The sequence below is a fragment of the Pseudomonas sp. Leaf59 genome (assembly GCF_920984685.1).
Classification (GTDB): Bacteria; Pseudomonadota; Gammaproteobacteria; order Pseudomonadales; family Pseudomonadaceae; genus Aquipseudomonas.
In genome coordinates, this window is record NZ_CAKLBR010000014.1 from 1 (window position 1) to 13,114 (window position 13,114).

Below are 13,114 nucleotides of genomic sequence, written 5' to 3' on the forward strand. Positions count from 1 at the left end.
ACTCGGGCTGGTCTCGATACTGGATACGATAAACCGACTCAACCGCATAGCCTGAACCGCCGTATACGGAACCGTACGTACGGTGGTGTGAGAGGACGGCGGGAGTAATCCCGCCTCCTACTCGATCTGAAAATTCGGCGCAGATGATATTTTTTTGAAAGCAGTCATTGTTTTTGTGGGAACTGATACAGCTATACGTACCACAAGTTAAATATCAGATCGTCGAATAATCCAATATGCAAGTAGGGATGAGCTATTAATGGAGTGTGAATGTTGGATAAAGGTCGATATGGAAAATAAACTATTAGTAACAACTAAAGAGGTTGTTTATGAATGGCGTGTCTGCAGCTCAAACTTATCGTCCCGCTAATATTCGGTCACGCATTGAGGGCGATATAGGAAAACAGCAAAAAAAATCCGACGCCATCCAGGCACCGCGCGCTTTGACTGCCGCCTATACCGCGAATGTTTTCGGTGGTCAGGCCTCGTTTCAGCCAATCCCCACGCTTGTTTTTCGCCCTAAGACTTATCTCACGCTCAATGCGACAGCCAACCTGATTCCTGGTCTTGTCAGCGCGGGCGCCAGCAAGACCATTCGATTCGATCCGTTGATCAGGATCAGCCCGACAGACACTGGCGGCGTCACTGTGGGCTTCGCTCCACGGCTGGAAGTGGAATTAAGCGGAGCCGTCCGTGCAGGCCTGACGAATATCTTTAATACTGGACTGGGCGTGAATGGGGGGCTGGGTGGCGCACAGAAGTTTACGTTTGGTGCTCCGCAATTCAGGGCCAATCTCGAACCGACGGGCGTATTCAAAGCCAAGGCCGATTTACATCCCACGTTTGGCAGTGAGCAAACATTAAGCGTGAATGCTGGCGCGAACTTTGGTGCGGGCGCTGTCAGTGTCGGTGCGGATCAGCGTTTTTCACACAGTCTTGCGCAGCAGTTAAGAGTCGGTGGACCGGGCGTTCAGTTTCAGTTGAGTTCCACCGGCCAGCCAAGAATATCCAGCAATTTCGACAGAACGGTATCGATCTCGGGTGCAAGCACGTCTTCCTCGTGACATTTGTTGAAACTACCTACGCAGTATTTGTAGGAACTGTTACTTCGCTGTGTCCCACATAGTTTGCGTAGACCCGTCGAATTACGACATTCGAATAGATAATCGTCAATTCATCAGGGGCTGCACAAACCAATAAAGCGAGTGTATTAGCCATGAACCAGATTTCTGCAAATTCTCCGTATCGTTCGCCTACCCCACAGCCACAAAACAATAGTGAGGTGAATAAACAACAACACCCTTCGCGGGCCTTCACTGCCCCTTATACCGCCAATGTGTTTGGAGGCGAGGCCAAGTTTCAACCCATTCCCACCGTCACTTTTGTGCCCGCTACGTCTGCCACCATTGCGGCCAGAATCACTCCGTTGCCTGGCGGCCCGAGCGTGGGTGCAAGCGCGACGGCGAAGTTTCTACCCGAAATCGTCTTGCGTCCAAACGATGCGGGCGGCCTCAATGTCAGCGTAACGCCCAAGATGCAGCTCGAACTGAACGCCGATTTAACGGCTGGCATTCCCAATATCCTGGGGACGGGGATTGGCGTGAGGGGCGGCGGCAGTGCTTCCAAGTGGTTTACGTTCAATGCTCCGCAGGCCAGCTTCAATCTGAATCCGGACCTTTCATTTAACGTAAGCGCCAATCTCAATCCCGCACTGACAACTACCCAGCGTATTGGGCTTAATGGTGGGGTGCAGGGCCGTGTTTCAGCCTCGGGATTTGGCGCTGGCGCTGGGGTGGATCAGGCTTTTACGCATCAGACGCAGCAAGAGTTCAAGCTCGGCGGTCCAGGCGTCAAGTTCGAAATGACACCTGCTGGAAGGCCGACGATAACGCAGAACTTTGATAAAACGGTGTCCATCTCCAACAGTTACAGCTTCCTGCCGCGAACGTCCGTCAACGCGAACGCCCAGGCCGGTCCTATTACGGTCAATGCGGGGGCCAGGGTCTCACCGGGTGTTACGGTCAAGTACAAAGTGACGTTCAGCACTGACCTTGCGAGCAAGACGCCCCCCAAAACTGAAGTGTCCGTGTCACCCGGAGTGCGGGTGGACGGGGACCTTAGCGTCGGCGTGTCGTTGTTACCCCGCGATTGGCCGGTCAGTCTCAGCGCTTCCGTTGCAGCTCAACCCTATGTCAGGTTCTCTGCCGACGCCAGCTATACGGTTTAAACGCCGGCACTCAGAAAACGCCTGTGCCAAAGGCAGGCGTTTTTCAACCCAGGGCTGCAGCATCCACAATCCGGTTGCGGCCCGTGTGCTTGGCTTCATACAACGCCTGATCCGCACTGAGCAGCAACGCCTCCAGGGAGGTTCGACTGCGCTTGTTCCAGGTGCTCATGCCGATGCTCACGGTGATGGGGCGGCCATCTTCGGCCACCCTGGGCAAATGCTCCACGCCGCTGCGGATATGCTCGGCAATCACCCAGGCGCCCTTGGCGTCGGTATGCGGCAGCACCACTGCAAACTCTTCCCCGCCATAGCGCGCCGCCAGATCGGCCGGGCGACGAATGTTGCTGCCGATCACCTGGGCCACGTTGCGCAGTGCCTCGTCGCCGCCGTTATGGCCATGCCGGTCATTGAAGGCCTTGAAGTGGTCCACGTCGATCATCAGCAGCGTAAGCGACTCGGTTGAGCGCTGGGCGCGGTCCCATTCCAGACGCAGGCGCTCATCGAGAATGCGACGGTTGGGCAGACCGGTCAGCGCATCGGTGGCGGCCAGTTCCGACAGCACGCGTTCGGCGCGATGCCGACGTCGCAGTTCGCGGCGCAGCATCCAGCTCAGCCACAGTACGCCAATGCACAATATGCCGGTGGCCCCACCGGTCAGCAGCGCCGCGCGGTGCCATTGGGCGAAGACATCCTCGCTGGACAGCGCCACCACCACGATCAGTGGCAGCGCGCCGACACTGGTGAAGGTGTACAGGCGCTCCTTGCCGCTGATGGCGGAAATCGCCTGGAAACTGCCCATGCCCTCACGCAGTATTCGCTTGAAGTTGGGACGGTCGCTCAGGTCCTTGTCAATCATGTCGCGCTCCATCAGCGGCTGTTGGGCCAACAGGACGCCTTTGCTGCTCAACAGGTTGATGCTGCTGCCGTTGCCGATGGTCAGGCTGCTGAACAGCTGGTCGAAGTAGGCCAGGCGCATGGTCGCCACCGCGACGCCTGCGAACTCACCGTTGGGCCCCGACACACGCCGGCTGAATGCCATGCGCCAGACCTGGTCGCAGTTGCAGTGAATCCTGAAAGGGCGGCTGATGAACAAGCCGGTCTTTGCGTCGCTGGCGTGCGCCTGGAAATAATCACGTTTGGCAAAATTACGCGGCGTGGGCTTGAGGGTCGAGGAGTCCGCGATCACGTCGCCCTTGGCGTCCAGTAACAGCACTTCGCCCTTGTAAGGCGCGGCAGTAGACAGATCAAACTGCAGCCGATGGCGAATGTCCGCGGCTACCCCGGACAAGTCTCCGCGCTGCCTGGCCTCGATCAATCCGGTGAGGGCCAGGTCGTACAGCTCGACGTTGCGCAGCACATCGGCATTGATCAACTGGGCAATGTTGGTGGTCGAGCGCGTGGCCGCCAGCAGCGTGCTGGCATGCTCACGGATCAACAGCCCCGTGACGATGATCATAATCAGCGCGACGGTAAGACCGCTGCCCAACATCAGTAACAGTTCCGGGCGAGCAGGCGGGGTGCGACCAGAGCGTTTATTCATCGGGCAGACTTCAGCAGCGCAGATGCTGGCAGTTTAGTTCTACCCGATAAAAAGTGAATGCTCTGCTAAAAAGAAAGATTTGGCGCGTCAGAACACTTCGAATGCATAGTCGAGAATCATGCGGTACTCATCCACGTCCCGGTCCACCGCCGAGTAGCCGTTGCTACCCCGGTGGGTAGCCCATTGCAGACGTACGGCGAGGTCCTTGGCCTTGCCGCTCTGCACCACATACTTCAAATCGATATCCCGTTCCCAGTGCCTGGCATTCTTGCCGTCGGCGCTGTACCACGCGCTGTAGCCACGGCTCTGCGGGTCGACGCTGGTCAGGTCGGTCTGGCCGCTGATGTAGGACACGGCCGAGGTCAGGCCGGGCAGGCCCAGGCCACCGAAGTTATAGGCGTACTTGAGTTTCCACGAGCGTTCGTTGGGGCCGTTGAAGTCCGAGTACTGCTGGGAGTTGTCGAGGAACACGCTGTCGCCCTGGGCAATGTAGTCGAACGGGGTGTTGCCGTTGACCCGCTGGTACGCGGCAGTGACGCTGTGATGGCCGGCGGCGACGGTGAAGTGCAGGCTGTAGGTGTTGTTGTCGATAGCCCCCAGCAGCGACTGTCCGGTGTCCTGGGTATGGTAGTAGTGCAGGCCGGGATTGAGACTGATCATCTCGTTCACCACATAGGTGTAGTCCAGGTCGTAGTAGTACTGCTGCCATACGTCCTTGAGTTCGGAGGCGTAGAGGTTGCTGGTTACACTGGGAATGGCGCTGAACGATACGCCCGCCCAGTTCAGGTGCTGGCTGTCGGTGTTCAGCGGCAGCGCGCCGTAACTGGTGCCGATGCGTCGGTGGCCGCTCTGGTTGTAGGGCTTGGTGAAACTGGCCTGGCCGCCTTCGAGCAGCCAGCCGTCGATGCTGTGGTTGGTCAGGCTGACGCCACGGAAGGTCTGGGGCAGCATACGGGTCATGCCGCCGGCGATCACCGGGTTGTTGAGGAACAGGTCGCCGGCCTTGAGCTCCGTGTCGAACGCGCGCATTTTCAGGGTGCCGCCAGCGGTCGAGAACGCGCCGGGCGCCTTGCCGTTGCCGCCGCCGTAGGGAAGGATGCTGGAACCGTCGGTGCCGCCACCGCCGTCCAGCTTGAGGCCGAGCATGGCATGGGCGTCGAGGCCAAAACCCACGGGGCCCTGGGTATAACCTGATTCGAACGTGCCGAGAAAGCCCTGGCCCCACTCCTTGCTGTCGTCGGTATGAATGTCGCGACGGTCGCGGTTCATGTAGTAGTTGCGGGCATTGAGTTTGAGGCTGGAGCCTTCGACGAAGCCGTCGGTGGGGGTGGTGTCGGCTGCGTGGGCAAGGGGGCTGATCGTTGCTGCAATGGCGAGGAATAACGGGGTGAGCGAGGTCTGCACCGGTGGGCTCCTGTATGGATGGCAAAAAAAAACCGCTGAAGAGCAGCGGCTTTTGGAAGCGAGGAGTGTAACAAGATAATGACTGTTGCCCAAACCGCAACAGTGCTTAGAGGGGCAGGGTGATGCCGAAGGTATTCGCACCACTTTCGCTGCGCACGAACACATCGCCGCCGTGCATCAACGCAATCGCCTTGACGATGGCGAGCCCCAGCCCGTGATTGGCCCCGCTGTTGCTGCGCGACGCGTCCACCCGATAGAAACGCTCGAACAGCCGTGGCAGATGCTCGTCGGCAATCGCCTCGCCGGGGTTGGTCACGCCAATCACCACACGATCCTGTTGCACATCGATATTGACCTCAATGACCTGTCCCGGCGTGGTGTGTTGCACCGCATTACTCAGCAGGTTGATCAGTGCACGGCGCAGGTGGGCTTTTTCGATCTGCACCTGGGCGTCGCCCTGTACCCGTACCTCGACCTGAGCGTCTTCGAGGATGAAGTCCAGGTAGTCGAGCGTGGTCGCAACTTCATTGGCCAGGGAGCTTTCGATCAGTTTGGTGGCCTTGCTGCCCTGGTCGGCGCTGGCCAGGAACAGCATGTCGTTGATGATCGAACGCAGACGCTCGAGCTCTTCCAGGTTCGATTGCAGCACCTCGAAGTAATGCTCGGCCGAGCGCCCGCGTGTAAGGGCCACCTGGGTCTGGCCGATCAGGTTGGTCAGCGGTGAGCGCAGCTCGTGGGCCACGTCGGCATTGAACGATTCCAGGCGTGAATAGGCCTGTTCGACGCGGTCGAGGGTGGCGTTGAACGAGTTGACGAACTGACTCAGCTCCGGCGGCAGCGGCGACAGTTGCAGGCGTCCGGAAAGTTTGGGCGGCGCCAGCTTGCGCGCTTCGCCCGAGAGCCTTTCCAGCGGCTTGAGGCCGATACGCGCCACCCAGAAACCCAGCAGCGAGGCCAGCACCACGCCGGCCAGCGCCAGGCTGACCAATGCCACCAGCAGGTGGTGCTGGGTGGCGCGAAAGTTCTCGGTGTCGATGGCAATCATGAAACGCAGCGGCGGTCGCTGGTCCCGGGCGGCGAACTGGCTCACCAGCACTTTGAACGGGTAGGCATGGCCCGGCAGGCGCAAATCGCGCTTGCCGACGGGGCCTGCGGCGAATGCGCGAATCTGCGCGTCCGGTTCGCCGTACTCGTAGTTGGGGTCACTGCTGACCACCCAAAAGCGGATGCGTTTGTCTTCTTCACCGAGCAGCTTGAGCTTGGCGCGGATCTTCACCCAGTGCTCCGGCGTGCCGAAGCGATTGACCGAGGACTCCAGCACGCTGTAACGCGCGTCCAGCTCCGCCCCTGGCAACAGGCCAAGGCCGCGATCCACCTGCTGATACAGCACGCCGCCAATCAACAGAAAAATCAGCGCCGCCACCAGGGTGAACAGGCCGCTCAGACGCACGGCAATCGAGTTAACCGACACTGCGGTTCTCCAGCACATAGCCCATGCCACGAATGGTGTGCAGCAGTTTGTGCTCGAACGGCCCGTCGAGCTTGGCGCGCAGGCGCTTGATCGCCACTTCGACCACATTGGCGTCGCTGTCGAAATTGATGTCCCAGACCATTTCGGCAATCGCCGTCTTGGAGAGGATTTCACCCTGGCGCCGGGCCAGCACGCTGAGCAGCGAAAACTCTTTGGCGGTAAGGTCCAGGCGCACGCCGTTGCGGCTGGCCTTGCGGCTGATCAGGTCGATCCACAGGTCGGCGACCGTCACCTGCACCGGCTCGTGGCCGCCGCTGCGCCGGGTCAGCGCCTGCAGGCGCGCCACCAGTTCGAGGAAGGAAAACGGCTTGCCCAGGTAATCGTCGGCGCCTTCACGCAGGCCGCGAATGCGGTCTTCCACACGTTCGCGGGCAGTCAGCATGATCACCGGTGTCTGCTTGCGCGCGCGCAACGCCCGCAGCACGCCGAAGCCGTCGAGGCCGGGCAGCATCACGTCGAGCACGATCACCGCGTAATCGTTCTCCAGCGCCAGGTGCAAACCCTCGACGCCCTCGCGCGCCACGTCCACCGTGTAGCCTTGCTCGGTGAGGCCGCGGTGCAGGTAGTCCGCGGTTTTTTCTTCATCTTCGATAATCAGGACGCGCATGACACCGCCTCAGCGTGTGGTCGCCAGCTCGGCAGCTGGTTTGGGCCGGTGGAAAAACTTCTCGAGGTACAAGTATATGACCGGCGTGGTGAACAGCGTCAGTGCCTGGCTCACCAGCAACCCGCCGACCACCGCGATGCCCAGTGGCTGGCGCAACTCGGCACCGGGGCCGGCACCCAGCATCAACGGCACGGCGCCGAGCAGGGCGGCGAGCGTAGTCATGATGATCGGCCGGAACCGCGTGACACAGGCCTCGTAAATCGCCTCGTGGGGTGGCAGGCCGCGTACACGTTGTGCCTCCAGGGCGAAATCGATCATCAGGATGCCGTTTTTCTTGACGATACCGATCAGCAGCACCAGGCCGATCAGCGCCATGATCGAAAAGTCCTGGCCCATCAACGTCAGCATGATCAGCGCCCCCAGCCCGGCTGACGGCAAGGTGGAAATAATCGTCAGTGGGTGCACGAAGCTTTCGTACAGCACCCCCAGGATGATGTAGACCGCCACCAGCGCCGCGAGGATCAGCCAGGGCTGGCTGGCCAGCGAACTCTGGAACGCCTGGGCCGCGCCCTGGAAGTTGCCGATGATCGTGGTCGGCATACCGATTTCATTCTTGGCCTGCTCAAGCATGATCACCGCGTCGCCCAGGGCCACGCCGGGCGCGAGGTTGAACGACAGGTTGGCGGCCGGGAACATGCCGTCATGGCTGATCGACAGCGGCCCGACCGTGGGCGCGTCGACCTTGGCCAGCGCCGACAGCGGCACCATTTCATTGGTCAGTGGCGAGCGCAGGTAAAAGTAGTGGAGGCTTTCGGCCTTGCCGCGTTGCCGAGTGTCCAGCTCCAGCACCACCTGGTACTGGTTGGTCTCGGTCTGGAACTCGTTGATCTGGCGCTGGCCGAACGCGTCGTACAGCGCCTGGTCGACATCGGTGGCGGTGAGGCCGAAGCGCGCGGCGGCCTGGCGGTCGATGCTGATGTGGGTGATGCTGCCGCCCAGTTGCAGGTCGTTGGACAGGTCGCGAAACGCCGGATTGCCACGCAGTTTTTCGGTGAGCCGTTGGGTCCAAGTGTTCAGCGTCGCACCGTCGTTGCTCTTGAGCACGTACTGGTACTGGGCGCGACTGGGGCCGGAGCTGAGGTTGATGTCCTGCCCCGCGCGCAGGTACAGGACGATGCCCGGCACCTTCGCCAGTTTCGCGCGGATACGGTCGATGAACTGGCTGGCGGACACATCGCGCTCGCCGCGGTCCTTCAAGGCGATCCAGAAGCGGCCGTTGGCGATGGTCTGATTGCTGCCGGTAACGCCCACCGAATGGGAAAACGCCAGCACCGCCGGGTCGTCCTTGACGATCTCGGCCAGGGCCTTGTGCTTGGCGACCATGTCCGGGTACGACACGTCGGCCGCTGCTTCGCTGGTGCCGAGCACAAAGCCGGTGTCCTGCACCGGGAAAAAGCCCTTGGGGATAAACACGTAGCCGATCACGGCCAGCGCCAGCGTCACCAGAAAGAGTGCCGCCATGCTGCGCTGATGGGCCAGTGCGCGGCGCAGGTTGCGCGCGTAACCGGCCAGCAGGCGTTCGCTGAAGCCCGGTTTGTCGTGGGCCGGGTGCGTGGGCGCGCGCATGAACAGCGCGGCGAGGGTGGGCGCCAGCGTCAGCGAGACCACCACCGAAATCAGGATGGTCGACGTCGCCGTCAGCGCGAACTCCTTGAACAGCCGCCCGACCACACCGCCCATGAACAACAGCGGAATAAACGCCGCCACCAGCGAAAAGCTGATGGACACCACGGTAAAGCCGATCTCACCGGCGCCCTTGATCGCCGCTTCACGCTGGCCCAGTCCGGCCTCGAGGTGACGGTGGATGTTCTCCACCACCACGATTGCATCGTCCACCACAAAGCCCACGGCGATCACGATCGCCACCAGCGTCAGGTTGTTCAGGCTGAAACCCATCAGGTACATCAAGGCGAAACTGGCGATCAGCGACACCCCCAGCACGCTGGACACAATCAGTGTGGCCGACAGCTGGCGCAGGAACAGCGCCATCACCGCCACCACCAGCAGGATGGCGATCAGCAGGGTTACTTCCACTTCATGCAGCGAGGCGCGAATGGTCCGGGTGCGGTCGGTCAACACGCTGACCTGCACCGACGCCGGCAACATCGCCTCCAGGCGCGGCAACTCGGCCTGGATGCGGTCCACGGTCTCGACGATGTTGGCGCCGGGTTGGCGCGAGATCACCAGGTTGACGCCGGGCGTATCGCCGGACCAGGCCTGCACGTAGGCGTTTTCCGATCCGTTGACGACGTTGGCGATGTCGCGCAGTTGAACCGGTGCACCGTTTCGGTAGGACACAATCAGTTGGGCGTAGTCCTCGGGTTGAAACAGCTGGTCGTTGGTCGACAGGGTCGACACGCTGTCCTTGCCGTAGATCGCGCCCTTGGCCAGGTTGAGGCTGGACTGCTGGATGGCCAGGCGCACGTCGGCCAGGGTCAGGCCGATGGCAGCGAGTTTGTCCGGCGAGGCCTGCACACGGATCGCCGGGCGTTGCTGGCCGGTGATATTGATCTGGCCGACCCCGTCGATCTGGCTGATCTGACGCGCCAGCAGGGTTTCCACGTAGTCGCTCAGCTCGGTGCCGGGCATGCTGCTGGAGCTGACGCTGAGGATCAGCACCGGGCTGTCGGCCGGGTTGACCTTCTTCCAGGTCGGCAGGTTGGGCATGTCACGGGGCAACTTGCCGGCTGCAGTATTGATTGCCGCCTGCACTTCCTGCGCGGCGGTGTCGATGCTCTTGCTGAGGGTGAACTGCAGGGTCAGCAGGCTTGAGCCCAGTGCGCTGCTGGAGGTCATCTGGGTCATGCCGGGGATGGCGCTGAACTGCACCTCCAGTGGCGTTGCCACCGATGAGGCCATGGTGTCGGGGCTGGCGCCGGGCAGTTGCGCGGTGACCTGGATCGTCGGAAATTCCGCCTCCGGCAGTGGGGCGATGGCCAGGCGCGGGAAGGCAATGATCCCGAGCAGCACCAGGGCGAAAGTCAGCAGCAGGGTGGCGACCGGGTGGTCGACGCACCAGGCCGAGGGCGACTTCATGGCTGCACCTTGGCATCGACGGTCTGGATCACCTGCGGCGGCTCCTTGAGGACGTCCACCTGGGCGCCGGCCTTGAGCCGCGATTGCCCGTCGCTCACCAGCACGTCGCCGGCCTGCACGCCCTTGATGATGTTGAGGTCGCTGTTCTGATAGGTCACTTGCACGGGCACCGCTTCAACCTTGCCCGCGTTGACCCGGTACACAAAGTGCGTGTCCAGCCCGCGTTGCACCACGGTAGGCGGCACCACCAGGGCATTTTTGTCGAGGGCGGTCTGGATCTTGATGGTCACCAGTTGACCCGGCCACAGGCGTTGCGTGGCGTTATTGAACTCGGCCTTGGCGCGCAGGGTGCCGGTGGTGGAACTGATCTGGTTGTCGATCAGGCTCAAGTGGCCGGCGCCGAGCAGGTCACCGGTCTGGCCGTCGGTGTCGGCGCCCAGATACGCGTCGACGCTGGCTTTGTCGGGGGCAGCGATCAGGGCCTGCAGGGTCGGCAGCATTTGTTGCGGCAGGGAGAACTCGACGGCAATCGGGTCGATCTGGGTGACCGAAAACAATCCCTGAGTGTCGCTTGTGCGCAGGAAGTTTCCTTCGTCGACGGTACGAATCCCCACGCGACCGCTGACCGGCGAACGAATTTGCGTGTAGGAAAGCTGCACCTGCGCCGCATCAATCGCCGCCTGGTTGCCTTGCGCAGTGGCCCTGAGCTGGTTGACCAGGGCCTGTTGCTGGTCATAGGTCTGCTTCGACACGCCATTATCGACGCTCAGTTCCTTGTAACGCTTGAGGTTGATCAACGCCACTTGCAACTGGGCCTGGTTCTCGCCCAATTGCGCCCTGGCCTGGGCGAGACTGGCGCGGATCGAGCGGTCGTCGAGGGTGGCAAGCAGGTCGCCGGCCTTGACCCGTTGGCCTTCCTTGACCAGCAATTGGGTAAGAATGCCGTCTACCTGGGGCCGAATGACCACGCTGTGCAACGACAGCACCGTGCCGATGCCGCTGACAAAGCGCGGAACGTCCTGCTGCGCCACGGTCACCACCCTTACGGGTATGGCGCTGGGCGCTGCCAGCCGGGTTTTGGCCGGGCGGGTCAGGGCCCAGGCGGTCACGGCCAGCACCGCGAGGAGGCCGACGATAAGAGCGGTTTTGCGTTGATTGGGCATCAGGTAGGCGCGCCGGGGCAAGGAGGGAGACGTGAGCGTTCTTTATAGCCGGGCAATCGGGTCAGCACGGTGACTGCTAACTGACAGCGCTGTCAGTAAACACCGACCATTCGTACGGACGTGCTTAAACATCTGAACCGCGCAGGTATACTGCGCGCCAACGTGGCCCGCAAGCCGGCCTCGCATCATTTTTTGCACGCCCGGAGCGCCCCATGACTTCCCCGACACAACCCCCTGTTGAAGCGACTAATCTCGTCGATCCGGCCAGCGCTGACGGCGTTGAAAAAGCCGGGATTGCGCCGTTCAAATTCCCGTTCAAACCGGGTGAACTGGCCGGCGCCAAGCAGACTGCCCAGCCCTGGTACAAGAACGGTGCCAAAAACGGTCACACCAAGTCGCCGGGCATGGCGCCACCGGGTACGCGTCGGTCAATGGGTAAACGTTGAGAATATTCGGCTGAGCACTTTATCGGCCTTTGCCTACAAAGCTGGCTGATATTTCCGCTTGTAGGTCCACGTCCGTTTCTTGAAAGCTTGCACGGCATTTGCCCATGGCCCCACCTGAAAGGGGCCGTTACCCATGCCGATCTCTCTGGAAAAGGACGTTCCCGTGGCCCAGATACGCACCTGCGTAGTGTTTGCCTTAGCGCTATCGACGGGTATTTTTCCCTTCGCCCTGGCGGATGATTCGCCGCGAAACGAAATCCGTTTTGCCGTCGTCGCACAATTTCCGCCCTTCCAAAGCCGTAATCGGCAGGACCAGTTGGTAGGGCTGCATATCGAGCTGGGCAGTGCCTTGTGCCAGCAGCTCAATGTGCGGTGCACCTGGGTCGACCAGGTGTTGTCAGAAAATTTCTCGGGCCTTGAGGCCAGGCAATTCGACGCGATCATGGGCATCGCCCCGACACCGCAGCGTCGCCGACAGGTGAGCTTCACCGACGACCTCTATCCGTTCACCACGCGCCTGGTTGCGCGCAAAAACTCCGGCCTGATGCCCTCCGCGCGCGCGCTCAAGGGCAAGTGCGTGGGCGTCTTGCTGGGCAGCAATCGCGAGGCCTTCGCCTTGGCCGAGTGGGCCCCCAAGGGGGTCAGGGTCAAGAGTTACTGGCTCAACGATCAACTGATTCGCGCGCTGGTGGCGGGGGATATCGACGCTACATTGCAAGGCACCGTGGAAATTCGCGAGGTGCTGCTCGACACCGCTGTTGGCCAGGATTTCGGCTTTCTCGGCCCGGTTGTCTCGTCGAGCCTCCTTGGCAACAGCGTAGCGATCGCGGTGCGCAAGTCCGATAGCGCGTTGCGGCGCGATCTCAACGGCGCGCTTGAGCAGTTGATGCACAACGGCGAGTACCAGCGGATCGTCCAGCCTTACCGCCTTGATGCGCTCGCTCCCCAGGGTGATGGCTGAGTGATCTGTGACGATGGACCCATGCCTTTCGGTGTCTCTGGGAAATTCCCTACGCGGTAAACGGACACGTCGCGCTTGGACATTGTCGGGTGCCTGCTAAAAAGTGTCTGCTGGAAAGTTATCTTCTGGAAAGTTGAGT

General features: G+C 61.2%; 10 protein-coding genes. 4 read left to right on the forward strand and 6 right to left on the reverse strand.

The window, feature by feature from the left end:
* Positions 1–329 precede the first annotated feature (329 nt).
* Both LUB09_RS15570 and LUB09_RS15575 read left to right on the forward strand, forming a co-directional pair.
* A complete protein-coding gene (locus tag LUB09_RS15570; protein ID WP_231422986.1) occupies positions 330–1,064 on the forward strand; it encodes a hypothetical protein in 735 nt (244 codons plus the stop codon).
* A gap of 152 nt (positions 1,065–1,216) precedes the next feature.
* Positions 1,217–2,227 (forward strand): hypothetical protein, encoded by a 1,011-nt coding sequence (locus LUB09_RS15575; RefSeq protein WP_231422987.1) that lies wholly within the window; start codon positions 1,217–1,219, stop codon positions 2,225–2,227.
* Between the two features lie 43 nt (positions 2,228–2,270).
* Here LUB09_RS15575 and LUB09_RS15580 read toward each other — a convergent pair whose 3' ends face one another.
* The 6 genes from LUB09_RS15580 to LUB09_RS15605 all read right to left on the reverse strand — a co-directional run bounded on the left by LUB09_RS15580 (position 2,271) and on the right by LUB09_RS15605 (position 11,568).
* Positions 2,271–3,767, reverse strand: coding sequence for a sensor domain-containing diguanylate cyclase (locus LUB09_RS15580; RefSeq protein WP_231422988.1), 1,497 nt, complete (start codon positions 3,765–3,767; stop codon positions 2,271–2,273).
* A gap of 87 nt (positions 3,768–3,854) precedes the next feature.
* Positions 3,855–5,171 (reverse strand): OprD family porin, encoded by a 1,317-nt coding sequence (locus tag LUB09_RS15585; RefSeq protein WP_231422989.1) that lies wholly within the window; start codon positions 5,169–5,171, stop codon positions 3,855–3,857.
* A gap of 106 nt (positions 5,172–5,277) precedes the next feature.
* Complete coding sequence (locus LUB09_RS15590; RefSeq protein ID WP_231422990.1) at positions 5,278–6,642, reverse strand: heavy metal sensor histidine kinase; 1,365 nt, start codon at positions 6,640–6,642, stop codon at positions 5,278–5,280.
* Positions 6,632–7,309 carry a heavy metal response regulator transcription factor gene (locus LUB09_RS15595; RefSeq protein ID WP_004371973.1) on the reverse strand — a complete coding sequence of 226 codons (678 nt, stop codon included), beginning with the start codon at positions 7,307–7,309 and terminating at the stop codon, positions 6,632–6,634. The genes LUB09_RS15590 and LUB09_RS15595 overlap by 11 nt, the downstream gene beginning before the upstream one ends.
* Before the next feature lie 9 nt (positions 7,310–7,318).
* Complete coding sequence (locus LUB09_RS15600) at positions 7,319–10,405, reverse strand: multidrug efflux RND transporter permease subunit (RefSeq protein WP_209988765.1); 3,087 nt, start codon at positions 10,403–10,405, stop codon at positions 7,319–7,321.
* Entirely contained in the window at positions 10,402–11,568 is a 1,167-nt protein-coding gene (locus tag LUB09_RS15605; RefSeq protein WP_231422991.1) for an efflux RND transporter periplasmic adaptor subunit, read from the reverse strand. The genes LUB09_RS15600 and LUB09_RS15605 overlap by 4 nt, the downstream gene beginning before the upstream one ends.
* 212 nt (positions 11,569–11,780) lie before the next feature.
* Here LUB09_RS15605 and LUB09_RS15610 point away from each other — a divergent pair, with 212 nt between their 5' ends.
* Both LUB09_RS15610 and LUB09_RS15615 read left to right on the forward strand, forming a co-directional pair.
* Positions 11,781–12,014, forward strand: a complete 234-nt coding sequence (locus LUB09_RS15610; protein ID WP_231422992.1) for a hypothetical protein — start codon at positions 11,781–11,783, stop codon at positions 12,012–12,014.
* 133 nt (positions 12,015–12,147) lie between these two features.
* A complete protein-coding gene (locus LUB09_RS15615) occupies positions 12,148–12,975 on the forward strand; it encodes a transporter substrate-binding domain-containing protein (RefSeq protein WP_231422993.1) in 828 nt (275 codons plus the stop codon).
* Positions 12,976–13,114 lie beyond the last annotated feature (139 nt).

Coding starts and splice junctions, on each gene's coding strand:
- LUB09_RS15610 (WP_231422992.1), top strand. CDS start 11,781: ATGACTTCCCCGACACAACCCCCTGTTGAAGCGACTAATCTCGTCGAT.
- LUB09_RS15595 (WP_004371973.1), bottom strand. CDS start 7,309: ATGCGCGTCCTGATTATCGAAGATGAAGAAAAAACCGCGGACTACCTG.
- LUB09_RS15600 (WP_209988765.1), bottom strand. CDS start 10,405: ATGAAGTCGCCCTCGGCCTGGTGCGTCGACCACCCGGTCGCCACCCTG.
- LUB09_RS15570 (WP_231422986.1), top strand. CDS start 330: ATGAATGGCGTGTCTGCAGCTCAAACTTATCGTCCCGCTAATATTCGG.
- LUB09_RS15615 (WP_231422993.1), top strand. CDS start 12,148: ATGCCGATCTCTCTGGAAAAGGACGTTCCCGTGGCCCAGATACGCACC.
- LUB09_RS15580 (WP_231422988.1), bottom strand. CDS start 3,767: ATGAATAAACGCTCTGGTCGCACCCCGCCTGCTCGCCCGGAACTGTTA.
- LUB09_RS15605 (WP_231422991.1), bottom strand. CDS start 11,568: ATGCCCAATCAACGCAAAACCGCTCTTATCGTCGGCCTCCTCGCGGTG.
- LUB09_RS15575 (WP_231422987.1), top strand. CDS start 1,217: ATGAACCAGATTTCTGCAAATTCTCCGTATCGTTCGCCTACCCCACAG.